Source organism: Enterobacter sp. RHBSTW-00901 (assembly GCF_014103115.1).
Taxonomy (GTDB): domain Bacteria; phylum Pseudomonadota; class Gammaproteobacteria; order Enterobacterales; family Enterobacteriaceae; genus Enterobacter; species Enterobacter cloacae_P.
On record NZ_JABXPB010000001.1, the window covers coordinates 2427811 to 2450535 of the forward strand.

The following is a 22725-nucleotide window of genomic DNA, read 5'->3' on the forward strand; positions in this document are numbered from 1 at the left end:
AGGTTGACGGCTATATCAATGAATCAGGCTTGCCTTTATACTACCGCGCGATTGTTTAGAAACTGCCCAAGTGAAACCAAATGGGAAATCTCCGGTGAAGTTCGTAAAGTATTTATTAATCCTTGCAGTCTGTTGCATTCTGCTGGGAGCAGGCTCGATTTATGGTTTGTACAAATATATTGAGCCACAGCTACCTGATGTCGCCACGCTTCGTGATGTGCGGCTCCAGATCCCTATGCAGGTCTATAGCGCCGACGGTGAGTTGATGGCGCAATATGGCGAAAAGCGCCGTATTCCACTGACCTTAAAACAAATTCCACCCACAATGGTGAAAGCGTTTATCGCCACCGAGGACAGCCGTTTCTACGAGCACCACGGTGTCGACCCGGTGGGGATTTTCCGTGCCGCAAGCGTTGCGCTGTTCTCAGGCCATGCCTCTCAGGGGGCAAGTACGATTACACAGCAGCTGGCGCGTAACTTCTTCCTCAGCCCTGAAAAGACGCTGATGCGTAAGATCAAAGAGGTGTTCCTCGCGATCCGCATTGAGCAGTTGCTGAGCAAGGACGAGATCCTTGAGCTTTACCTCAACAAGATCTATCTGGGTTACCGCGCCTATGGCGTGGGGGCTGCCGCGCAGGTCTATTTCGGTAAACCTGTAGAGCAGTTGACGCTTAGCGAAATGGCGACCATCGCGGGTCTGCCTAAAGCACCATCCACGTTTAACCCGCTCTACTCGCTCGATCGCGCCACCGCGCGTCGTAACGTTGTCTTGTCACGCATGTTGAGCGAAGGCTACATCAGCCAGACCGAATACAACCAGGCGCGCAACGATGTCATCGATGCAAACTACCATGCGCCTGAAATTGCCTTTGCGTCACCGTATCTCACGGAGATGGTTCGCCAGGACATGGTGAACCGCTATGGTGAAAGCGCCTATGAAGATGGTTATCGTGTTTACACCACGATCACCCGTAAGGTGCAGCAGGCAGCGCAGGAGGCGGTGCGCAATAACGTGATGGACTACGACATGCGTCACGGTTATCGCGGCCCGTCAAACGTGCTGTGGAAAGTGGGCGAAAGCGCATGGGACAGCAAAAAAATCACCCATTCACTGAAAGCGTTACCAACCTATGGCCCGCTGTTGCCTGCGGTGGTGACTCAGGCCGATCCACAGGAAGCGGTCGCGATGATCGCCGATGGAACGTCGGTATCCCTGCGTATGGACGGGATCCGCTGGGCACGGCCTTATCGTTCTGACACCCTGCAAGGCCCGACGCCGCGCAAAGTGACCGATGCCGTACAGACCGGACAGCAAATCTGGGTACGTCAGGTTGGCGATGCCTGGTGGCTGGCGCAGGTGCCAGACGTAAACTCCGCGCTGGTTTCCATTAATCCGCAGAACGGTGCCGTGATGGCGCTGGTCGGTGGGTTTGATTTCAACCAGAGCAAATTTAACCGCGCAACCCAGGCACTGCGTCAGGTCGGCTCCAATATCAAGCCATTCCTGTACACCGCCGCGATGGACAAAGGGTTGACCCTTGCCAGTATGCTTAATGACGTACCTATCTCGCGCTGGGATGCAGGTGCCGGTTCTGACTGGCAGCCGAAGAACTCCCCGGCGGAATATGCCGGCCCAATCCGTCTTCGTCAGGGTCTGGGGCAGTCGAAAAACGTGGTGATGGTTCGTGCGATGCGTGCGATGGGCGTTGACTATGCGGCACAGTACCTGCAACGTTTCGGTTTCCCGGCACAGAACATTGTCCATACCGAATCGCTGGCACTCGGCTCCGCATCCTTCACGCCGCTTCAGGTCGCTCGTGGGTACTCGGTGATGGCCAACGGCGGGTTCCTGATTGACCCGTACTACATCAGCAAAATCGAGAACGACCAGGGTGGTGTGCTGTTCGAAGCGAAGCCGAAAATTGCCTGTGCTGAATGCGACATTCCGGTGATTTACGGTGATACACCGAAATCCAACGTGCTTGAGAACAAGGACATGGAAGATGTTGCCGTGTCTCAGGAGCAGCAGAACACCGTCGTGCCTCAGCCTCAGCTGGAACAGGCTAACCAGGCGCTGGTTGCACAGAGCAGCGCTCAGGAATATGCCCCTCACGTGATCAACACGCCGTTGTCATTCCTGATCAAGAGCGCGCTGAACACCAATATCTTCGGTGAACCAGGCTGGCAGGGTACCGGCTGGCGTGCAGGGCGCGATTTACAGCGCCATGACATCGGCGGTAAAACGGGGACAACCAACAGTTCGAAAGATGCATGGTTCTCCGGTTACGGCCCTGGCGTCGTGACCTCGGTGTGGATCGGCTTTGACGATCATCGCCGTGATTTAGGCCGCACCACGGCCTCTGGCGCGATTAAAGATCAGATTTCCGGTTACGAAGGCGGGGCGAAGAGTGCGCAACCGGCCTGGGATGCGTATATGAAAGCAGTTCTGGAAGGTGTTCCGGAACAGCCGCTGACCCCACCACCGGGCGTCGTCACGGTCAATATCGACCGTAGCACCGGGCAGTTAGCCAATGGTGGTAACAGCCGTGAAGAGTATTTCATCGAGGGTACACAGCCAACCACGCAGGCGGTGCATGAGGTGGGTACAGAGATTATTGATAACGGCGAAACGCACGAACTGTTCTGATCTCTCTTTACACATGAAAAAGGCACTTCGGTGCCTTTCTTCTGAGTTAAATAAATATTTAGAAAAACTAACTCGTTATGCAATAAAACGGGGCGATATCATTGCATTTTCCTTCATGGATGATATCAAATGAACGATACTATTCCAGATAGTGCGCAGCACCAGAATAAATTCAGCTTCCACCTACCAGAACAGAGCTTGACGTTTAAGCAGTATCGTTCAATATGCAACACCGTCACTCGTGCTCACTACTTTCCGGCTAAGCCTCTCTGGCGTAAGATGTTGGTTTTCGCTGTCATCGCTTTGATAGTGATGTCAGGGTTCCAGTTTGAAAAAATATTCAATTTTTTCGATGTGAACTTTATCATCGGAACCTGGAATATAAGTGGTGATGAGAATATCTTCTATTTTTACGATGGTGAAGCATTAGCTATCATGCTGTGGACTCTGGCTGCGGGCATGTTATTTTCCAGACTTTGCATTCTCCGTTGTGCTCATAGAGTTTATCGTCAGGCCTATCACAATATTTTTGTTCGTCAGAGTCGTAATATAACTATTGATGAAAAAGGGCTGACAGTTACCAATTCAAAACAGGTATCATCCTTCATCCCATGGAATGCCACGTCAGATTTTTTTCTTGTAGAGGGTATTTATGTACTCTGCATAGCTCATAGCGACACCTGGATTTGGTTACCCATCGCTACCGAAGAAACCGCTGTAGAGTTAGACGCGGCGATAGACTTTGCCAAAAAGCAAAGAGCGCTGAATAAATAATAACGATTCATAATGAAAAAAAATGAATTCTTAGCCTCTATGGGCTTCCCAAAAGAATGGATGGAATACGGAATGTATCCTGACGAACTTTTTAATTCCCAATTACATTTATATCAACCGGGTGATGAAGAGGGTTCAGAGCATTACAGAAACGGTGCATTCCATTGGTGGCTGAAAAGAAAACTAACTACAGAGCAGTTATCAAATCTGGTGAAACTCACGTTCCTCGACCCTGATACACTAATGGGTAATGATGTTCGAAATTATATACATTCCACAGGGAAAGTTGATGTGGGAATCGTTCAGATTATTACTACCTTAATGAAAGCATAATTCTCACGCTTTATTTTACGCATGAGTAAAAATCATATTCTGGAATAGAAAAACATGAAAAAAATACAAACAAAAAGAACTTTAATCGCTTACCTCCTGAGTATTAACATCTATATATTCGCCCGCCATATCATTCAGATTTTTACCAACCATCTTTTTTATGGCCCATCACCAGGTATGGGTTGGGTGTATTTTGTGAATGGTTTGGTTTACACCACTACCTTTCTATGTGGATGTCTGATGGCAAGTTTCATTGAAAGAAAAGCCTGGCTCACGGTTTTACATGGGGCACTGGCAACAGCAACGGGAGCCACTCTGTATGTCTCATTCTACTACCTGCCGCTGAAGGACTATATTTTTAGTGCAATTTCAGGGGCAATCTGTGGTGCAATCCTCGGCGGGGCAGGCAGTATTGTTGTGATAGCGATTAAGTTAATGATTAAGAAGTACAGATGCGTCATAGCATCCGCTACAAGCGCCCCTGTCCCTTCAACCACTCCCGAACCAGGAACAGCGCACTCACGTTGCGGGCTTCGTTAAAATCAGGATCTTCCAGCAAATCCATCAGATGTGCCAGCGGCCAGCGCACCTGCGGCAATGGCTCCGGCTCATCCCCTTCCAGCGATTCAGGATAGAGATCTTCAGCAACCACAATATTCATTGAGCTGGAGAAATAGGACGGGGCCATGCTCAGTTTTTTCAGGAACGACAGCTCATTCGCACCAAAGCCGACCTCTTCTTTCAGCTCGCGGTTTGCCGCTTCAAACACCGTTTCACCCGGGTCAATAAGCCCTTTCGAGAACCCGAGTTCGTAAGATTCCGTGCCCACTGCATATTCGCGGATCAAAATCAGATGGTTATCGACGATAGGAATAATCATCACCGCTTCACGCGAAGAGGGGCGCATACGTTCATAAACGCGACGCACACCGTTGCTGAACTCCAGATCCACACTTTCAACATTAAACAGGCGTGATTTGGCGACTGTTTCAACATTCAGAATGGTGGGTTTTTGTAGTGGTTTGCTCATCTTGATGGGTCTTTAGTGTGTGAACTGGCTTTATTGTGCGATATGCCGCACGGTTTCGGCAATGTCAATTGTTCTTTATTTACATTTGTGCAACGTAACAAGAATCAATCCTCAATTCAAAACAAAAGTCAAGAGGTTGAAATGTTTCCAGGAATTTGCTGATATCGCGCCTTGACAGGCTTTGCTATCATCATCGGCTACTGGGATGTGCTTCAAAATGCTCAAGTCGACTCCATACTTGCCGATAGCCAACCACAGACTCTCATTCATTGTTAAAGGTGCAATTGATTTTACCAAAAATAATTCGAGTTGCATGAAGGCGGCGACGCGGCGACTCCCCGGAAACATACATAAGTATATAACTGGGGTGAGCGAGGACAAACTGGCTTTGCCAGTTTGAACAGCGCTTGCGCTGGCCCCGAAGGGGCGAGACCACAGGCCGAGTCAAGCCAACGCACAGGCAACCTGAAGTATGACGGGTAAACACCTGTAAGAAGATAAGTAAGATGGGGAAAGCATGAGCACCATTTTGATTGTTCTCGCTGCTATGCTGGTCGGCGTGTTGATTGCAGGGTGGGCGTACAGGCGTCGCGTACAGCGACGATACCGGCTACCTTTTTTAAATGCCTTTGCTGGTGCGACGACGCGCAAACTCACGCCAGAAGAGCGTGCTACCGTTGAAAATTATCTCGAGACACTGAACCGTTCTCAGCTAACGCCTGGGCCAACGGGAGCCAGTTCTGCTCCGGTATCACTCACTCTGAACGCACAAAGTAACACCGTGCTTTGCGTGACGCGTTCAATCACCCGCTATGGCATCACCACCGACGATCCCAACAAATGGCTCTACTATCTTGATTCCGTTGAAGTGCATCTTCCCCCCTTCTGGGAACAGTACATTACCGACGAAAACAACGTTGAGCTGATCCATACCGACTCGTTACCGCTGGTTATCTCGCTTAACGGCCATACCCTGAGTGAATATGTTCAGGAAGCACCACGCTTTGCACTGGAACGGGCAAGTGCGACCCAGGCTTCCATTCGCGGCGAAGAGACAGAGCAGATTGAGCTGTTGAACATCCGCCAGGAGACGCGTGAAGAGTACACCCTGAACCGCACGGATGGCATTCGTGAAGCGATACTGATCGTTACGGCTTTCCTGCTCTTTTTCATCTGCCTGCTGACACCAGATGTGTTTGTCCCGTGGCTGGCGGGCAGTGGCGTTCTGCTTCTGGCGGCCGGGCTGTGGGGGTTATTTGCCCCACCAGCAAAAACATCGTTACGAGAAATTCACTGCCTGCGCGGAACGCCTAAACGCTGGGGTCTGTTCGGTGAGAACGATCAGGAGCATATCAACAATATCTCGCTCGGTATTATCGATCTCATCTACCCGCGCCACTGGCAGCCGTGGATTGCCCAGGATTTAGGGCAAAAAACGGATATTGATATCTACCTTGACCGCCACGTTGTGCGTCAGGGGCGCTATCTGTCCCTGCATGACGAAGTGAAAAACTTCCCGCTTCAGCACTGGCTGCGCAGTGCGATTATTGCTGGCGGGGCGGCGCTGGTCTTTGCCCTGCTGCTACTCTTTGTGCCGCTGGATATGCCCATCAAATTCACCCTGTCGTGGATTAAAGGCGCGCAAACCGTCGAAGCCACCAGCGTCAATAAGCTGGAAGAAGCAGGCGTGCGGGTGGGTGATACGCTGCGTCTTAAGGGAACCGGGATGTGTAATATCCATACGCCAGGTACCTGGAACACGCGGCAGAACTCTCCGTTCATGCCGTTTGATTGCTCGCAAATTATCTGGAACGATGCGCCACCGCTGCCGTTGCCGGAGTCCGAAGTCGTCAATAAAGCGACAGCGCTCACCCAGACGGTCAACCGCCAGTTACACCCGAAACCGGATGATGATTCGCGCGTCAGCCCTGCCCTGCGCTCGGCTATTCAGAAATCGGGTATGGTGCTGCTGGACGACTTTGGCGAAATCGTACTGAAAACACAGGATTTATGTTCTTCTCAGAGTGAATGTGTACGCCTTAAAAACGCCCTCGTGAACCTCGGTAACAGCAAAGACTGGGATTCTCTGGTAAAGCGCGCCGAAACAGGACGACTGGACGGCGTAAACGTGCTGCTGCGTCCGGTCAGTGCCGAATCGCTGGATAACCTGGTGGCCACCTCCACCGCGCCGTTCGTGATGCGTGAAACAACCCGTGCAGCCCAGGCGCTGAACAGCCCGGCACCGGGCGGGTTTGTGATTGTCAGCGATGAAGGTAGCGACCTGGTCGATCAGCCTTATCCACAGGTCGCGCTTTATGATTACCCTGCCCAGGAACAATGGGGTGAGTTTCAGCGTCTGGCACAGATGCTAATGCAAACCCCGTTCAGTGCGGAAGGGATTGTGACAAGCCTCTTCACCGACGCCAACGGCACGCGCCATGTCAACCTGCACCGGATGCCAGACAGCGCCGGTTTGTGGCGTTATGTCGGCACATCCCTGCTGATGATTGCCATGCTGGTGTGTATTTTCTGGAACGGTTTTATGGCACTGCGCCGCTATCAGCGTTCACGCACGCGGCTGGCCGACATCCAGCAATACTACGAAAATTGCCTCAATCCTAAACTGATCCCCGCCCCTGAGAGCCTGATCGGATAACGTCACTGCGCGACAAGTTGTGCTACCCTGTCGCGCACGTTTCTTCTGGCTGGAGTTCCCCCTTTATGCATCTTGATATCGCCTGGCAGGAGGTCGATACCGTCCTGCTGGATATGGACGGCACACTGCTCGATCTCGCCTTTGATAACTATTTCTGGCAAACGCTGGTACCTGAAACCTATGGCGAACAACAGGGGATCTCCCCGGCAGAAGCGCAGGCGTTCATTCGTTCACAATATAGCGCGGTGCAGCATACGCTAAACTGGTACTGTCAGGACTACTGGAGTGAACGCCTCGGTCTGGATATTTGTGCCATGACCACCGCCCAGGGTCCGCGTGCCGTTCTGCGTGAGGATACCGTACCTTTCCTGGACGCGCTGAAAGCAAGCGGCAAGCGCCGTATTTTGCTGACCAACGCGCATCCACATAATCTGGCCGTGAAGCTGGAGCATACGGGTTTGGCTTCACACCTTGATTTATTACTTTCCACCCACACATTTGGTTATCCGAAAGAGGATCAGCGGTTGTGGCATGCGGTGGCGGAAGAGACCGGTCTACAGCCCGAGCGCACGTTGTTCATCGATGACAGTGAGCCGATTCTGGATTCCGCGGCAACGTTTGGTATTCGCTACTGTCTGGGCGTCACCAACCCTGATTCTGGCCTGGCGGAAAAAAGCTATCTGCGCCATCCGGGGCTGAACGACTATCGCCGGATGATCCCCTCACTGACCGTGAAGGAGACGCCATGAAAGAAAAACCCACTGATGGGGTAAGACTGGATAAATGGCTGTGGGCTGCCCGTTTTTATAAAACGCGCGCCCTTGCCCGTGAAATGGTCGACGGCGGAAAAGTGCATTACAACGGTCAGCGCAGCAAGCCGGGCAAGCTGGTTGAACTGAATGCCACCTTAACACTGCGTCAGGGCAACGATGACCGAACGGTGGTGATTAAAGCCATTACCGAACAACGGCGGCCTGCAACGGAAGCCGTGCTGCTGTATGAAGAGACGGCTGAAAGCATTGAAAAGCGCGAGAAGACCGCGCTGGCGCGCAAAATGAACGCACTGACAATGCCACACCCGGACCGGCGACCGGATAAAAAAGAGCGCCGCGATCTGATGAAATTTAAACACGGTGAGACCGAGTAACCCCTCACCTGCACGAGAGACTATTATGGCCCAACACGACCAATTACACCGTTATCTGTTTGAACAATTCGCCGTGCGCGGCGAGCTGGTCACCGTATCCGAAACCTGGAAACAGATTCTGGAAAACCACAACTACCCGCTGCCGGTGAAAACCCTGTTGGGCGAACTGCTGGTTGCCACCAGCCTGCTGACCGCGACGCTGAAATTTGCCGGTGATATCACCGTGCAGCTGCAGGGTGACGGTCCAATGACGTTGGCCGTGATCAATGGCAACAACCAGCAGCAAATGCGTGGTGTCGCACGCGTTCAGGGTGATGTTCCTGAGAATGCGGATCTGAAGACGCTGGTCGGTAATGGCTACCTGGTGATCACCATCTCCCCAGAAGAAGGTGAGCGCTATCAGGGTGTTGTCGGTCTGGAAGGTGATACCCTGGCCGCCTGTCTGGAAGATTACTTCATGCGTTCTGAACAGCTGCCAACCCGCCTGTTCATCCGCACCGGTGAAGTGGACGGTCAGCCTGCTGCGGGCGGGATGCTGCTGCAGGTTCTGCCTGCGCAGGACGCGCAGACCAACGACTTCGAGCACCTGGCAACGCTGACAGAAACCATCAAAGCGGAAGAGCTGTTCAACCTGTCTGCGACCGATGTGCTGTGGCGTCTGTACCACGAAGAAGAAGTGACCGTTTACGATCCGCAGTCTGTGGAATTTAAATGCACCTGTTCCCGTGAGCGCTGCGCTGGCGCACTGAAAACCCTGCCAGATGAAGAGATCGACAGCATCATGGCGGAAGACGGTGAAATTGATATGCACTGTGACTACTGCGGTACGCACTACGTATTCAATTCGATGGATATCGCCGAGATCCGCAATAACGCCTCACCGGCGGATCCTCAGGTTCACTAAAACTGTGCTCCTCACCCTGCCCTCTCCCCGTTGCGGAGAGGGTCAGGATGAGGGGTAAAATCTCCCGCCCAAGCTGAATCGCATTTCATACTGTAACTCTTACGTAATTTTCCAACATGTATGCGATTACATTCACATTCCTTCCGATAAAATCACCAGTCTTTAACCTTTTAAGAACATTTTCCCCAACCAAAAAGCGATTCCTGCGATAATCTGCCCGCCCTGTGACTGGAGTCGCAGCGTTTTCCGTTAGTAAGGGTTTTGTCCAGATACGTAAATCTATGAGCCCCGTCGCGGTTAACAACCTCAGAAAAACCCTACAATTTCAGGCAGTACATATTGGCTAAGGAGCAGTGATATGCGTGTTACTGGTTTAACCCCGCAAGATCTCAAGGCTTATGGTATTCACGACGTCCAGGAAGTGGTCTACAACCCCGACTACGATACGCTGTATCAGGAAGAGCTCAATCCAGCACTGGAAGGATACGAGCGAGGTGTGTTGACGAACCTTGGTGCTATCGCCGTCGATACCGGTATCTTTACCGGTCGTTCGCCGAAAGATAAGTATATCGTCCGAGACGAAACCACCCGCGACACACTGTGGTGGGCAGATAAAGGCAAAGGGAAGAACGATAACAAACCGCTCTCCCCGGAAACCTGGCAGCATCTGAAAGGGCTCGTCACTCACCAACTCTCTAACAAGCGTCTGTTTATTATCGATGCTTTCTGCGGCGCTAACGCCGACACCCGACTTTCCGTGCGTTTTATCACCGAAGTGGCCTGGCAGGCGCATTTTGTGAAAAACATGTTTATTCGTCCAACCGACGAAGAGCTGAAGAATTTCACGCCTGACTTCATCGTGATGAACGGTGCGAAATGCACTAACCCACAGTGGAAAGAGCAGGGTCTGAACTCTGAGAACTTCATTGCCTTCAACCTCACCGAGCGTATCCAGCTGATTGGCGGAACCTGGTACGGCGGAGAGATGAAGAAAGGGATGTTCTCGGTGATGAACTACCTGCTGCCGCTGCGCGGTATCGCCTCCATGCACTGTTCAGCGAACGTGGGTGAAAAAGGCGATGTGGCCGTGTTCTTTGGCCTGTCCGGCACCGGTAAAACCACCCTCTCCACCGATCCGAAACGCCGCCTGATTGGCGATGACGAACACGGCTGGGATGACGACGGTGTGTTTAACTTCGAAGGTGGCTGCTATGCGAAGACCATTCGCCTGTCTGAAGAAGCAGAGCCGGATATCTTCCATGCCATCCGTCGCGATGCACTGCTGGAAAACGTCACCGTGCGTGCCGATGGCTCTATCGACTTCGATGACGCATCAAAAACCGAAAATACCCGTGTTTCTTACCCTATCTACCACATCGACAATATCGTGAAACCGGTGTCGAAAGCGGGTCATGCCACGAAGGTGATTTTCCTGACGGCTGATGCATTCGGCGTGTTACCGCCAGTTTCTCGCCTGACCGCCAGCCAGACGCAGTATCACTTCCTCTCTGGTTTTACCGCCAAACTGGCGGGGACCGAGCGCGGCGTGACCGAGCCAACGCCAACCTTCTCCGCCTGCTTCGGCGCAGCGTTCCTGTCGCTGCACCCGACGCAGTACGCTGAAGTACTGGTGAAACGCATGCAGGCTTCTGGCGCACAGGCGTATCTGGTCAACACCGGCTGGAACGGTACAGGCAAGCGTATCTCCATTAAAGATACCCGCGCCATTATCGACGCCATTCTGGATGGTTCTCTGGATAACGCCGAAACCTTTACCCTGCCAATGTTTAACCTGGCGATCCCAACGCAACTGCCGGGCGTGGATACGCATATCCTCGACCCACGCAACACCTACGGCTCACCTGAGCAGTGGCGTGAAAAAGCGGAATCGCTGGCGAAACTGTTTATTGATAACTTCGAGAAGTATACCGATACACCAGCGGGTGAAGCGCTGGTGAGTGCAGGGCCAAGGTAAAGGTAAAAAGGCAACGCAAGTTGCCTTTTTTAATGTTTTCGCCCTCTCCCGGTGGGAGAGGGTCGGGTGAGGGCATCAGACCGCACCTTTACTGTTTAACTCTCTTTCACCTGCCCACGCGTAACCGGCACCGGTAACCATGCGCGAATGCTCAAACCACCCCGCTCGCTGGTACCGATCTCCAGCAACCCGTTATGGTTATCAACAATACGCTGCACAATCGCCAGACCTAAACCCGTTCCGCTGGTACTGCGCGCGCTATCGCCACGCACAAACGGCTGGAACAGATGCTTGCGTTGTTCAGGTTTAATACCCGGGCCATCGTCTTCCACCTGGAACCAGGCACGGTTGAGCTCAGAGCCGCTACTGACTTTAATCCAGCCGTTACCGTAGCGAGCCGCGTTCACCACCATGTTGGCCACCGCACGTTTAATGGAGAGCGGATGCATGCGTACCTGAATGTCGCCCGCCTGAAGATCGGTATCAATCTCACGCTCGTAGCCACTTTCCGCCGCGACCACTTCACCTAATACCGCATTCAGGTCAGCCATCTCCATTGGCATCTCCTGCCCGGTGCGCAGGTAGTCAATGAACTGCTCAATAATGGCATTACACTCTTCGATATCCTTGTTAATGGACTCGGCGAGATAACCATCGTCTTCGCTCATCATCTCCGTCGCCAGGCGGATACGCGTCAGCGGGGTACGCAGGTCATGGCTGACGCCTGCCATCAGCAACGTGCGGTCGTCCGCCAGTTGCTTCACGCCTGCCGCCATATGGTTGAAGGCACGCGTTACCGAACGGACTTCCGATGCGCCGTATTCACGTAGCGGTGGTGGAATAATCCCTTTACCGACCTGCAGCGCAGCGTGCTCCAGGTCGACCAGCGGTCGGTTTTGTATACGGATAAACAGCCACGCCCCCCCTATCGCCAACAGCATGATGGCAAGGGTGTAACGGAACAGCGGCGAGAAGTCTCCCTGATGGATTTCGGTCAACGGGACGCGCACCCAGATGTTGGGTGACAGCCAGGTTTTCAGCCAGACGACCGGAGAGCTTTTGTTAACCTCAACGCGGACTTCCGTTGGGCCGCCAAGCTGCTGTGCCATCTGCTGGCTAAGAAATTCATAGTGCTGCGCCCAGCGCAGGCCCGCATCTTCTGCCGCTTCATTTGAATAGAGCGAAATGCCCAGCTCACGGTAGATTTCACGACGAAACGCCGGGGGAACCACTAACTGCGTGCCGTCCTCCAGCTGCAGTTTATCAGTCATCAGCATACGGACTTCGTACGCCAGAACCTTATTGAACTGCTGGAGGCTCGGCAGGATCGCAAAGTTCAGCACCACCAGGTAGGTCGTCACCAGGCTGACGAACAGCAGGGTGACGATCAGTAACAGAGTGCGGGCAAACGAGCTTCGCGGTGAGAAGCGCATTCGCCTCATGCTTTAGAACCGTCCGGGACGAACACGTAGCCCAGACCCCACACGGTCTGAATATAACGAGGATGCGCCGGATCTTCTTCCACCATGCGGCGCAGACGGGAGATCTGCACGTCGATGGAACGTTCCATTGCGGAGTATTCACGACCACGCGCCAGGTTCATCAGCTTGTCACGGGAAAGCGGTTCACGCGGGTGGCTGACCAGCGCTTTCAGTACCGCAAACTCGCCGCTGGTGAGTGGCATTGGCTCATCTTCGCGGAACATTTCACGCGTACCGAGGTTAAGCTTGAACTTACCAAACGCAATCACCGCTTCTTCCTGCGACGGTGCGCCCGGCAGCTCATTCGCCTGACGACGAAGAACGGCACGAATACGCGCCAGCAGCTCACGCGGGTTAAATGGTTTTGGAATGTAGTCGTCCGCGCCGATTTCGAGGCCCACAATACGGTCAACCTCTTCGCCCTTCGCCGTCACCATGATGATCGGCATTGGGTTACTCTGGCTACGCAGACGGCGGCAGATAGAAAGCCCGTCTTCGCCAGGCAGCATCAGATCAAGCACCATCAGGTGGAAAGATTCACGGGTCAGCAGACGATCCATCTGCTCAGCGTTCGCCACGCTACGAACCTGGAAGCCCTGCTCGGTCAGATAACGCTCAAGCAGCGCGCGCAGGCGCATGTCGTCATCCACGACCAGAATTTTGTAGTTCTCTTGCATTGTATGTACTCCCAAAGGTTCGGATAGTCTAATAACAGCGTATTCTAAAAAAGTGCACGTGTTCGACCAGCTAATTCTGGTATAAATTCTAGTCGAAATTGTTACAAAGCATATTTAACAGCAGCTTATCTGCACATTTCATCACATAAATCATTATTAATACTGTCTGTTAGACTATTTGATACGTAATGTGCGCAAGGTTTGCAATGAAGCCAGGTCTGAAGGTCACCGCATGAAAACGCCCCTGATCACCCGCGAAGGGTACGAAAAGCTCAAAAAAGAGATGGATTACCTGTGGCGCGAAGAGCGTCCGGAAGTGACCAAAAAAGTCACCTGGGCAGCAAGCCTGGGCGATCGCAGTGAGAACGCCGACTACCAGTACAACAAGAAACGGCTGCGCGAAATCGACCGTCGGGTGCGCTACCTGACCAAATGCCTCGAGAATCTCAAAATCGTCGATTACTCGCCGCAACAGGAAGGCAAAGTGTTCTTTGGCGCATGGGTGGAAATCGAAAATGATGACGGCAATACCCTGCGCTTTCGCATTGTCGGCTATGATGAAATTTTTGGTCGTAAGGATTACATCTCCATCGACTCGCCAATGGCCCGCGCGTTGCTGAAAAAGGAAGTGGGCGATTTAGCCATCGTGCAGACCCCTGCAGGTGAAGCCAGCTGGTACGTGAACGAGATCGCGTACGTTAAATAGTCCGAGAGCGCCCCCCACGGCTGGCATTTTGCCGTGCCAGCCCGTATAACTATCCCCTGATTTTTCGACTCAACAGATGATAAAGCCATGATGAAAGATTCGCTCTGCCGCATTATTGCGGGTGAACTTCAGGCCAGAGCCGAACAGGTAGAAGCTGCCGTTCGCCTGCTTGATGAAGGGAACACCGTGCCGTTTATTGCACGTTATCGTAAGGAAGTCACCGGCGGTCTGGATGACACGCAGCTACGTAACCTGGAGACCCGTCTGGGTTACCTGCGCGAGCTGGAAGACCGACGTCAGGCAATCCTCAAATCCATCGGCGAACAGGACAAACTGACCAGCGATCTGGAAAAGGCCATTAACGGTACCCTGAGCAAAACCGAACTGGAAGATCTCTATCTGCCGTACAAACCGAAGCGCCGCACGCGCGGGCAGATTGCGATTGAAGCAGGCCTGGAGCCGCTGGCCGATCTGCTGTGGAACGAGCCGTCCCACGACCCGGAAACCGAAGCCGCCAAATTTATCGATGCCGACAAAGGCGTGGCGGACACCAAAGCGGCGCTCGATGGCGCACGTTACATTCTGATGGAGCGTTTCTCCGAAGATGCCACTCTGCTTTCCAGAGTGCGTGATTATCTGTGGAAGAATGCGCACATTGTCTCTGCGGTGGTGGCAGGTAAAGAGGAAGAAGGCGCGAAATTCCGCGACTATTTCGACCACCACGAACCGATCGCTACCGCCCCGTCTCACCGCGCGCTGGCGATGTTCCGTGGCCGCAACGAAGGCGTGCTGCAACTCTCCCTGAACGCCGACCCGCAGTTTGATGAGCCGCCGAAAGAGAGCCACTGCGAGCAGATCATTACCGACCACCTCGGCCTGCGCCTCAACAACGCCCCGGCGGACAGCTGGCGTAAAGGCGTGGTGAGCTGGACGTGGCGTATCAAGGTGCTGATGCACCTCGAAACCGAACTGATGGGCACCGTGCGCGAGCGCGCCGAAGACGAAGCGATTAACGTCTTCGCCCGTAACCTGCATGACCTGCTGATGGCCGCCCCTGCAGGCCTGCGCGCGACGATGGGCCTCGATCCAGGCCTGCGTACCGGCGTAAAAGTGGCGGTGGTTGATGGCACCGGTAAACTGGTGGCCACCGACACCATTTATCCGCATACCGGGCAGGCAGCAAAAGCGGCTGTAGCGGTTGCGGCGCTGTGCGAAAAACACAACGTTGAGCTGGTTGCCATCGGTAACGGTACTGCATCTCGCGAAACCGAGCGTTTCTACCTCGACGTTCAGAAACAGTTCCCGAAAGTCACGGCGCAGAAAGTGATCGTCAGTGAAGCGGGTGCATCGGTCTATTCCGCCTCTGAACTGGCAGCGCTGGAATTCCCGGATCTGGACGTTTCCCTGCGTGGTGCCGTTTCAATCGCTCGCCGTCTGCAGGATCCGCTGGCGGAGCTGGTGAAGATCGACCCGAAATCTATTGGTGTCGGCCAGTATCAGCACGACGTGAGCCAGACTCAGCTGGCACGTAAGCTGGATGCGGTAGTGGAAGACTGCGTAAACGCCGTCGGCGTAGACCTGAACACCGCCTCCGTCCCCCTGCTGACCCGCGTGGCGGGCTTAACCCGCATGATGGCACAGAACATCGTCACCTGGCGTGATGAGAATGGTCAGTTCCAGAACCGCCAGCAGTTGTTGAAGGTAAGCCGTCTGGGGCCAAAAGCCTTTGAGCAATGCGCGGGCTTCCTGCGCATCAACCACGGCGATAACCCTCTGGATGCGTCAACCGTTCACCCGGAAGCCTACCCCGTTGTCGAGCGCATTCTGGCGGCCACACAGCAGGCGCTAAAAGATCTGATGGGCGATAACAGCGCGCTGCGCAACCTGAAAGCCTCTGATTTCACCGACGAACAGTTCGGCGTGCCAACCGTTACCGACATCATCAAGGAGCTGGAAAAACCGGGCCGCGATCCGCGTCCTGACTTTAAGACGGCGACCTTTGCCGACGGTGTCGAGACCATGAACGACCTGCTACCAGGTATGGTGCTGGAAGGTGCGGTCACTAACGTCACCAACTTTGGTGCGTTTGTGGATATCGGCGTGCATCAGGATGGTCTGGTTCACATTTCATCGCTGGCCGATAAGTTCGTTGAAGACCCGCATACCGTGGTCAAAGCGGGCGATATCGTGAAGGTGAAAGTGCTGGAAGTGGATCTGCAGCGCAAACGTATCGCCCTGACTATGCGCCTGGACGAGCAGCCCGGTGAAACCAACGCACGCCGTGGCGGCAATGGTGGAGCCCGCGAGCAGCAGCGTCCTGCAGCCAAAGCAGCGAAGCCGCGTGGGCGTGACGCCCAGCCTGCGGGTAACAGCGCGATGATGGATGCGCTGGCGGCGGCGATGGGTAAGAAGCGCTAACCCTTCACCCTCTCCCCAATGGGGAGAGGGGTATTTAATTAACTCGCTGACCCAACGTTACTCATCAAATATGAAACCGATTGCATATCCATATTTAAACCACTAATTATCCTTCCGTTAACAAACTCCCGCGTTTTACTTTTTTCCGCATTTCATAAAATATTGAGCAAGGTCAAACAGGCCGTAAATTCATACCCAAAACTACATTCCGTCACAGTTTTATGATTGATGATAAAAACTATTCTCATTATCATCACAGAGTAGATAATTTAACCTCTCGTGGAATCAGGCATTATGCAATTCACTCCAGACAGTGCATGGAAAATCACCGGTTTTACCCGTGAAATTAGCCCAGCCTATCGGCAAAAGCTGCTGTCGCTGGGCATGCTACCCGGCTCATCATTCCAGGTCGTGCGCGTTGCCCCGTTAGGAGATCCTGTTCATATCGAAACCCGACGTGTGAATCTGGTTCTGCGTAAAAAAGACCTCGCATTAATAGAAGTCGAAGCCTTATCCCGATAACAAGCCAGCGGTTTCAGTGAGTTTACGATAATGAAAAAATTAACTATTGGCTTAATTGGCAATCCTAATTCCGGCAAGACCACGCTATTTAACCAGCTGACGGGTGCGCGCCAGCGCGTCGGTAACTGGGCGGGCGTGACGGTTGAGCGTAAAGAAGGCCTGTTCGCGACAACAGACAATCAGGTCACGCTGGTTGACCTGCCAGGCACGTATTCGTTAACCACCATCTCGTCACAAACGTCTCTCGATGAGCAGATTGCCTGTCACTATATTCTGAGCGGCGACGCCGATTTGCTCATTAACGTCGTGGATGCCTCGAATCTGGAGCGCAACCTGTATCTGACGCTGCAACTGCTGGAGCTGGGTATTCCCTGCATTGTGGCGCTCAACATGCTCGACATCGCGGAAAAGCAAAAGCTGCGCATAGATGTCGATGCCCTCGCCACGCGCCTGGGCTGCCCGGTTGTCCCGCTGGTTTCCACCCGCGCACGGGGTATTGATGCCCTGAAGATGACCATCGACCGTCACGTGAGCAATCAGGATGTTGAGCTGGTGCATTATGCGCAGCCGCTGCTGCGCGAAGCCGGCCAGCTGGCGCAAGAGATGGACAAAAGCATGCCGGAAAAACAGCGTCTGTGGCTCGGGTTGCAGATGCTGGAAGGCGATATCTACAGTCGCGCCTATGCAGGCGATGCGGCAGATAAGCTGGATGTTGCACTGGCACGTCTGAGTGGCGAGCTGGATGACCCTGCGTTACACATCGCCGACGCACGCTACCAGACCATTGCGGCCATTTGCGATGTGGTCAGTAACGCTCTGACGGCTGAGCCAAGCCGCTTTACCGCCGCCGCGGATAAAGTGGTGCTCAACCGCTTCCTTGGTTTGCCGATCTTTTTACTGGTGATGTACCTGATGTTCCTGCTCGCCATTAACATCGGCGGCGCACTCCAGCCGATTTTCGATGCGGGTTCCGTCGCGATATTCGTGCACGGTATTCAGTGGGTGGGTTATACCCTGCACTTCCCGGAATGGCTGACTATTTTCCTCGCCCAGGGGATCGGTGGTGGTATCAACACCGTTCTGCCGCTGGTACCGCAAATCGGCATGATGTACTTGTTCCTCTCCTTCCTTGAGGATTCCGGTTACATGGCGCGCGCGGCCTTCGTGATGGATCGTCTGATGCAGGCGCTGGGTCTGCCGGGTAAATCCTTCGTCCCACTGATTGTCGGTTTCGGTTGTAACGTGCCGTCGGTGATGGGCGCACGTACGCTGGATGCACCGCGCGAACGTCTGATGACCATCATGATGGCACCGTTTATGTCCTGCGGCGCACGCCTGGCTATCTTTGCGGTCTTTGCAGCGGCCTTCTTTGGTCAGCAAGGGGCTCTGGCGGTGTTCTCACTGTATGTACTCGGCATCGTCATGGCGATCCTGACGGGGCTGATGCTGAAACACACCATCATGCGTGGCGAAGCGTCACCGTTCGTGATGGAGCTTCCGGTGTATCACGTGCCACACCTTAAAAGCCTGGTGATCCAGACCTGGCAGCGCCTGAAAGGGTTTGTTCTGCGCGCCGGTAAAGTGATTGTCATCGTAAGCATCTTCCTGAGCGCACTGAACAGCTTCACCCTGAGCGGACAAGCGGCAGATAACATCAACGACTCCGCCCTCGCCTCCGTCAGCCGTGTCATCACACCGGTCTTCAAACCCATCGGTGTACATGAGGACAACTGGCAGGCGACCGTTGGCCTGTTCACGGGAGCGATGGCAAAAGAGGTGGTTGTTGGTACGCTGAACACCCTCTTTACCGCAGAAAACATTCAGGAACAGGCCTTCAACCCGGCAGAATTTAACCTCGGTGGTGAACTGCTGGCTGCCGCAGAAGAGACCTGGCAGAGCCTGAAAGACACCTTTAGCCTGAGCGTGCTGGCGAACCCTATTGAAGCCAGTAAAGGCGATGGCGAAATGGCCACCGGCGCAATGGGTGTGATGAGCGAGAAATTTGGCAGCGCGTCTGCGGCCTATAGCTACCTGATCTTCGTGTTGCTCTATATTCCATGCATCTCCGTCATGGGGGCCATTGCCCGCGAGTCCAGCCGCGGCTGGATGGGCTTCTCTATCCTGTGGGGGCTAAACATTGCCTACTCGCTGGCGACGCTCTTTTACCAGACCGTTAACTTTAGCCAGCACCCACGGTACAGCCTGGTCTGCATCCTGGCAGTTCTGCTGTTCAACGTGATCGTTCTCGGCCTGCTACGTCGGGCGCGCAGTCGCGTTGACATCAACCTGCTGGCGAACCGCAAAACCGCGGCGTCCTGCTGCAACAGCCCGGCTGGCGACTGTCACTAAGGAGAATGACAATGGCATCATTGATACAGGTTCGTGATTTACTGGCGTTACAGGGGCGAATGGACGCGAAACAGCTGAGCCTCAGCCTGCATACACCACAACCAATGATTGATGCCATGCTGGAGCGACTGGAAGCGATGGGAAAAGCCGTGCGCATTCAGGAAGATGCGGATGGTTGTCTCTCTGGCAGTTGCAAAAGCTGCCCGGAAGGAAAAGCCTGCCTCAGGGTGTGGTGGGCGCTGCGTTAATAAAGCCGGGCAATGCTGCCCGGCTTTAGTGTATTACTTATAAACGTCTGCTGTTGCACGTACGTTTTTGGTATCTTTCGATGCGCTGGTGACCACGAAATATTTGCCACCCAGTTTATCCGCTTTCTTCGACAGCTCTTTTCTCGCGTCCATTGGCGCGGTGGTGTCAGACGTGGAAATCTGACCAATCTTGGTCAGATGCATCCCTTTCACCTTGTCTTTTTCCAGCTCTTGCGCCGCAAACACGCCAAATGACAGTGACCCAATAACCAGAGAAGTGACAATACCTGTAACAAGTTTCATAACCTGATTCTCCATAGGATTGTTGTTTTGATTATCGAAAGCAGAACAACCGCAACGACATCTGGAGTATGGTTGCGGTAGGTGACTTTTTCCAGGATGGATAGAAAATAATCAGTCTAAACGTTGACTTAAAGCAACAAGCGCTGAACAAAACTCCGCGGGATGAGAGATAAACGGCGCATGTGCGGCTTTGGGCACAACCAGCGATTCGCTTTCTGGCCACAGTACATCCAGTAATGGGACCACTTTGCGCGGCACAAGGCCGTCAAGGTTGCCATAGATACGCAGGTGTGGCATGGCAAGCAATGTCAGCGATTCACGCAAATCGACGGTTTTCAGTATTTCCAGTCCCCCGTTAAGCACCTCTACGTCCGGCATCGGCAGAGAGAGCACCGTCTGTTTCAGCATACGGGCATCCTGACGTGCAGTTTCGGTTCCCATCGTCTGCAATGCCAGGAAACGCTCAACCGTCCGCTGGAAGTCTTCGCTCAGCTGCTGCTGGAACCCGGCCAGTACCTCGGGTTTGATACCCGGCCATGCGTCCTGCGCACTGAAGCACGGTGACGAGGCTACCGTCACCAGTGCCTGCACGCGTTCAGGGTTTGCCAGTGCAATCCTGCTTGCGACCAGCCCACCCAGGCTCCAGCCCAGCCAGATGGCATTTTGCGGCGCGGCATCCAGAACGTGCTGCGCCATCTCATCGAGCGACATCGCACCAAAGCCGTGGCTACGGCCAAAACCCGGTAAATCCACCAGGTGCAGGGTAAAATGCGAGGCAAGTTCCTCGTTTATGCAATGCCACACTTCAGCATTCAGTCCCCATCCGTGCAGCAGCACAAGATGGCAATTTCCCGTCCCTACGGTCTGCCACCACAGAGTCTTCATCAGTTACTGTTCTCTTTTTTTACATGGAGGTTGTACATGCTAACAGTGCCTGGCTTGTGCTGGCTATGTCGAATGCCACTTGCGCTGAGTCACTGGGGTGTCTGTTCTGTCTGCACGCGCTCACTGGAAGGCCGTATCACGGGGTGTCCACAGTGTGGTTTACCGGCCATGAGCCGGGTATTTCCCTGTGGCCGCTGCCTGAAAAAATCACCACCGTGGAGCGCCCTGGTGGCGGTTGATGATTATGTCCCACCGCTGAGCGGGCTTATCCACAAGCTGAAGTTTTCCGGCCAGACAACGCTGGCACACCCTCTGGCTCGCCTGTTGCTGTTGGCGATTTTGCAGGCCCGACGCACCCGCGCCCTGCCGAAAGTCGACATGGTAATGAATGTGCCGCTGCACCCACGTCGTCACTGGCAGCGTGGCTATAACCAGAGTGACCTGCTCTGCCAGCCTCTCGCGCGCTGGCTGGGATGTCGGTATGCGGTTTCAGCGCTTAAACGCGTCCATGCCACCGCGGTACAACATCAGCTCAATGCCCGGCTTCGCAAAAGAAACCTGAAAAATGCCTTTCGCCTTGAATTACCGGTCGAAGGTCTCCATATCGCGATTGTGGATGATGTCGTCACCACGGGCAGTACCGTTGCTGAACTTTCCCGACTGCTTTTGCAAAGCGGTGCCGCGTCGGTTCAGGTATGGTGTCTGTGCCGTACCTTGTAGCCCTTCTTCATTGGGCGTATTATTATACCCAAGTAATTTAGTCAACTATTAGGCCAAAGCTATGATCCGTATTTCCGATTCTGCACAAGCGCACTTTGCCAAACTGCTGGCAAATCAGGAAGAAGGGACGCAGATCCGCGTGTTTGTGATCAATCCAGGCACTCCGAATGCAGAATGTGGTGTCTCTTATTGCCCTCCGGACGCGGTGGAAGCAACCGACACAGCCCTTAAATTTGAACAGCTCACCGCTTACGTTGATGAGCTCAGCGCACCGTATCTTGACGATGCGGAAATTGACTTCGTCACCGATCAGCTGGGTTCTCAGCTGACCCTGAAAGCACCCAACGCAAAAATGCGTAAAGTGTCTGACGATGCCCCGCTGATGGAGCGCGTTGAGTACCTGCTGCAATCCCAGATCAACCCACAGCTGGCAGGTCACGGCGGCCGTGTCTCACTGATGGAAATCACTGAAGATGGCCTGGCGATCCTGCAATTCGGCGGCGGCTGTAACGGCTGTTCAATGGTCGACGTCACGCTGAAAGAAGGGATCGAGAAGCAGCTGCTGAACGAATTCCCTGAGCTGAAAGGCGTGCGCGATCTGACCGAACACCAGCGCGGCGAGCACTCTTACTACTAAGCCGTCTGCCTTTGCCCGGTGGCGCTGCGCTTACCGGTCCTACAGCGACGCTACACATCTTGATTCGTAAGCCGGGTAAGGCGAAGCCGCCGCCCGGCTTTTGTTTGCCCGCCTCTCCCCTCTGTATATGTTGACCTGCGTCTCATAATTTAAATTTTGCCGCTCAGGGTGATTCTCAATCACGCCATGTTACCCGTATCATTCAAGTGGGCACTAAGCACTCTTATAACAGCTAACTACATTTAATAGTTTCACAGGTATCCGTGTTAGTGCCGTTCACACTCTGTTCCCAGTTGGGACGAGCGGAAATCGT

21 protein-coding genes are annotated in these 22725 nt (G+C 53.7%); 16 read left to right on the plus strand and 5 right to left on the minus strand.

What is annotated here, in order from left to right; all coding sequences use genetic code 11:
- The first annotated feature begins 94 nt into the window (after positions 1-94).
- From mrcA to HV318_RS11785, 4 genes are all read left to right on the plus strand, one after another.
- A complete protein-coding gene (gene mrcA, locus HV318_RS11770) occupies positions 95-2647 on the plus strand; it encodes a peptidoglycan glycosyltransferase/peptidoglycan DD-transpeptidase MrcA (protein ID WP_182272889.1) in 2553 nt (850 codons plus the stop codon).
- A 129-nt stretch (positions 2648-2776) separates the two neighbouring features.
- Positions 2777-3421 carry a hypothetical protein gene (locus HV318_RS11775; protein ID WP_182272890.1) on the plus strand — a complete coding sequence of 215 codons (645 nt, stop codon included), beginning with the start codon at positions 2777-2779 and terminating at the stop codon, positions 3419-3421.
- Between the two features lie 12 nt (positions 3422-3433).
- On the plus strand, positions 3434-3754 hold the full coding sequence (locus HV318_RS11780; RefSeq protein WP_249421802.1) for a hypothetical protein: 321 nt from the start codon (positions 3434-3436) through the stop codon (positions 3752-3754).
- A 54-nt stretch (positions 3755-3808) separates the two neighbouring features.
- Positions 3809-4294: a hypothetical protein gene (locus HV318_RS11785; RefSeq protein WP_182272891.1), complete on the plus strand. Its 486-nt coding sequence runs from the start codon at positions 3809-3811 to the stop codon at positions 4292-4294.
- On the opposite strand, the gene nudE is transcribed toward HV318_RS11785, so the two are convergent.
- Positions 4224-4784, minus strand: a complete 561-nt coding sequence (gene nudE, locus HV318_RS11790; RefSeq protein ID WP_182272892.1) for an ADP compounds hydrolase NudE — start codon at positions 4782-4784, stop codon at positions 4224-4226. The two genes, HV318_RS11785 and nudE, sit on opposite strands and share 71 nt — an antisense overlap.
- 517 nt (positions 4785-5301) lie before the next feature.
- Here nudE and HV318_RS11795 point away from each other — a divergent pair.
- The 5 genes from HV318_RS11795 (at position 5302) to pckA (ending at position 11466) form a co-directional block, all read left to right on the plus strand.
- The gene (locus HV318_RS11795) at positions 5302-7440 is read left to right on the plus strand and encodes an intracellular growth attenuator family protein (RefSeq protein ID WP_182272893.1); all 2139 of its coding nucleotides are present in this window, start codon (positions 5302-5304) and stop codon (positions 7438-7440) included.
- 65 nt (positions 7441-7505) lie between these two features.
- On the plus strand, positions 7506-8189 hold the full coding sequence (gene yrfG, locus HV318_RS11800; RefSeq protein WP_182272894.1) for a GMP/IMP nucleotidase: 684 nt from the start codon (positions 7506-7508) through the stop codon (positions 8187-8189).
- On the plus strand, positions 8186-8587 hold the full coding sequence (gene hslR / locus HV318_RS11805) for a ribosome-associated heat shock protein Hsp15 (protein ID WP_182272895.1): 402 nt from the start codon (positions 8186-8188) through the stop codon (positions 8585-8587). The genes yrfG and hslR overlap by 4 nt, the downstream gene beginning before the upstream one ends.
- Positions 8588-8612: 25 nt before the next feature.
- Complete coding sequence (hslO, locus tag HV318_RS11810; RefSeq protein WP_023309492.1) at positions 8613-9491, plus strand: Hsp33 family molecular chaperone HslO; 879 nt, start codon at positions 8613-8615, stop codon at positions 9489-9491.
- Between the two features lie 358 nt (positions 9492-9849).
- Positions 9850-11466: a phosphoenolpyruvate carboxykinase (ATP) gene (gene pckA, locus HV318_RS11815; RefSeq protein ID WP_182272896.1), complete on the plus strand. Its 1617-nt coding sequence runs from the start codon at positions 9850-9852 to the stop codon at positions 11464-11466.
- 95 nt (positions 11467-11561) lie between these two features.
- Here the strand turns inward: pckA and envZ are convergent, their stop codons facing one another.
- Together envZ and ompR are read right to left on the minus strand one after the other, a co-directional pair.
- Positions 11562-12908, minus strand: coding sequence for a two-component system sensor histidine kinase EnvZ (envZ, locus tag HV318_RS11820; protein ID WP_182272897.1), 1347 nt, complete (start codon positions 12906-12908; stop codon positions 11562-11564).
- A complete protein-coding gene (gene ompR, locus HV318_RS11825) occupies positions 12905-13624 on the minus strand; it encodes an osmolarity response regulator transcription factor OmpR (RefSeq protein ID WP_001157751.1) in 720 nt (239 codons plus the stop codon). Before ompR ends, envZ begins: the two co-directional genes overlap by 4 nt.
- A 232-nt stretch (positions 13625-13856) precedes the next feature.
- On the opposite strand from ompR, the gene greB reads away from it, so the two are divergent.
- The 5 genes from greB to feoC all read left to right on the plus strand — a co-directional run bounded on the left by greB (position 13857) and on the right by feoC (position 19867).
- Positions 13857-14330, plus strand: coding sequence for a transcription elongation factor GreB (gene greB / locus HV318_RS11830; protein ID WP_182272898.1), 474 nt, complete (start codon positions 13857-13859; stop codon positions 14328-14330).
- Between the two features lie 87 nt (positions 14331-14417).
- The gene (locus HV318_RS11835) at positions 14418-16748 is read left to right on the plus strand and encodes a Tex family protein (RefSeq protein WP_182272899.1); all 2331 of its coding nucleotides are present in this window, start codon (positions 14418-14420) and stop codon (positions 16746-16748) included.
- Positions 16749-17042: 294 nt separating this feature from the next.
- Positions 17043-17270: a ferrous iron transporter A gene (feoA, locus tag HV318_RS11840; RefSeq protein WP_008503050.1), complete on the plus strand. Its 228-nt coding sequence runs from the start codon at positions 17043-17045 to the stop codon at positions 17268-17270.
- A 30-nt stretch (positions 17271-17300) separates the two neighbouring features.
- A complete protein-coding gene (gene feoB, locus HV318_RS11845; RefSeq protein ID WP_182272900.1) occupies positions 17301-19619 on the plus strand; it encodes a Fe(2+) transporter permease subunit FeoB in 2319 nt (772 codons plus the stop codon).
- Between the two features lie 11 nt (positions 19620-19630).
- Positions 19631-19867 (plus strand): [Fe-S]-dependent transcriptional repressor FeoC, encoded by a 237-nt coding sequence (feoC, locus tag HV318_RS11850; protein WP_182272901.1) that lies wholly within the window; start codon positions 19631-19633, stop codon positions 19865-19867.
- Positions 19868-19900: 33 nt separating this feature from the next.
- On the opposite strand, the gene HV318_RS11855 is transcribed toward feoC, so the two are convergent.
- Together HV318_RS11855 and bioH are read right to left on the minus strand one after the other, a co-directional pair.
- Positions 19901-20170, minus strand: coding sequence for a YdgH/BhsA/McbA-like domain containing protein (locus HV318_RS11855; RefSeq protein WP_182272902.1), 270 nt, complete (start codon positions 20168-20170; stop codon positions 19901-19903).
- A gap of 111 nt (positions 20171-20281) precedes the next feature.
- Positions 20282-21055, minus strand: a complete 774-nt coding sequence (bioH, locus tag HV318_RS11860) for a pimeloyl-ACP methyl ester esterase BioH (RefSeq protein ID WP_182272903.1) — start codon at positions 21053-21055, stop codon at positions 20282-20284.
- A gap of 36 nt (positions 21056-21091) precedes the next feature.
- On the opposite strand from bioH, the gene gntX reads away from it, so the two are divergent.
- Both gntX and nfuA read left to right on the plus strand, forming a co-directional pair.
- On the plus strand, positions 21092-21775 hold the full coding sequence (gntX, locus tag HV318_RS11865) for a DNA utilization protein GntX (RefSeq protein WP_182272904.1): 684 nt from the start codon (positions 21092-21094) through the stop codon (positions 21773-21775).
- A gap of 61 nt (positions 21776-21836) precedes the next feature.
- The gene (nfuA, locus tag HV318_RS11870) at positions 21837-22412 is read left to right on the plus strand and encodes a Fe-S biogenesis protein NfuA (RefSeq protein WP_014072124.1); all 576 of its coding nucleotides are present in this window, start codon (positions 21837-21839) and stop codon (positions 22410-22412) included.
- Positions 22413-22725 lie beyond the last annotated feature (313 nt).

Bases quoted from the DNA above. Each gene is read 5' to 3' on its own strand.
- hslO (WP_023309492.1), top strand. From the start codon at position 8,613: ATGGCCCAACACGACCAATTACACCGTTATCTGTTTGAACAATTCGCC.
- feoA (WP_008503050.1), top strand. From the start codon at position 17,043: ATGCAATTCACTCCAGACAGTGCATGGAAAATCACCGGTTTTACCCGT.
- HV318_RS11835 (WP_182272899.1), top strand. From the start codon at position 14,418: ATGATGAAAGATTCGCTCTGCCGCATTATTGCGGGTGAACTTCAGGCC.
- HV318_RS11795 (WP_182272893.1), top strand. From the start codon at position 5,302: ATGAGCACCATTTTGATTGTTCTCGCTGCTATGCTGGTCGGCGTGTTG.
- HV318_RS11780 (WP_249421802.1), top strand. From the start codon at position 3,434: ATGAAAAAAAATGAATTCTTAGCCTCTATGGGCTTCCCAAAAGAATGG.
- nudE (WP_182272892.1), bottom strand. From the start codon at position 4,784: ATGAGCAAACCACTACAAAAACCCACCATTCTGAATGTTGAAACAGTC.
- nfuA (WP_014072124.1), top strand. From the start codon at position 21,837: ATGATCCGTATTTCCGATTCTGCACAAGCGCACTTTGCCAAACTGCTG.
- envZ (WP_182272897.1), bottom strand. From the start codon at position 12,908: ATGAGGCGAATGCGCTTCTCACCGCGAAGCTCGTTTGCCCGCACTCTG.
- ompR (WP_001157751.1), bottom strand. From the start codon at position 13,624: ATGCAAGAGAACTACAAAATTCTGGTCGTGGATGACGACATGCGCCTG.
- bioH (WP_182272903.1), bottom strand. From the start codon at position 21,055: ATGAAGACTCTGTGGTGGCAGACCGTAGGGACGGGAAATTGCCATCTT.
- yrfG (WP_182272894.1), top strand. From the start codon at position 7,506: ATGCATCTTGATATCGCCTGGCAGGAGGTCGATACCGTCCTGCTGGAT.
- gntX (WP_182272904.1), top strand. From the start codon at position 21,092: ATGCTAACAGTGCCTGGCTTGTGCTGGCTATGTCGAATGCCACTTGCG.
- HV318_RS11855 (WP_182272902.1), bottom strand. From the start codon at position 20,170: ATGAAACTTGTTACAGGTATTGTCACTTCTCTGGTTATTGGGTCACTG.
- pckA (WP_182272896.1), top strand. From the start codon at position 9,850: ATGCGTGTTACTGGTTTAACCCCGCAAGATCTCAAGGCTTATGGTATT.
- feoC (WP_182272901.1), top strand. From the start codon at position 19,631: ATGGCATCATTGATACAGGTTCGTGATTTACTGGCGTTACAGGGGCGA.
- greB (WP_182272898.1), top strand. From the start codon at position 13,857: ATGAAAACGCCCCTGATCACCCGCGAAGGGTACGAAAAGCTCAAAAAA.
- hslR (WP_182272895.1), top strand. From the start codon at position 8,186: ATGAAAGAAAAACCCACTGATGGGGTAAGACTGGATAAATGGCTGTGG.
- HV318_RS11775 (WP_182272890.1), top strand. From the start codon at position 2,777: ATGAACGATACTATTCCAGATAGTGCGCAGCACCAGAATAAATTCAGC.
- HV318_RS11785 (WP_182272891.1), top strand. From the start codon at position 3,809: ATGAAAAAAATACAAACAAAAAGAACTTTAATCGCTTACCTCCTGAGT.
- feoB (WP_182272900.1), top strand. From the start codon at position 17,301: ATGAAAAAATTAACTATTGGCTTAATTGGCAATCCTAATTCCGGCAAG.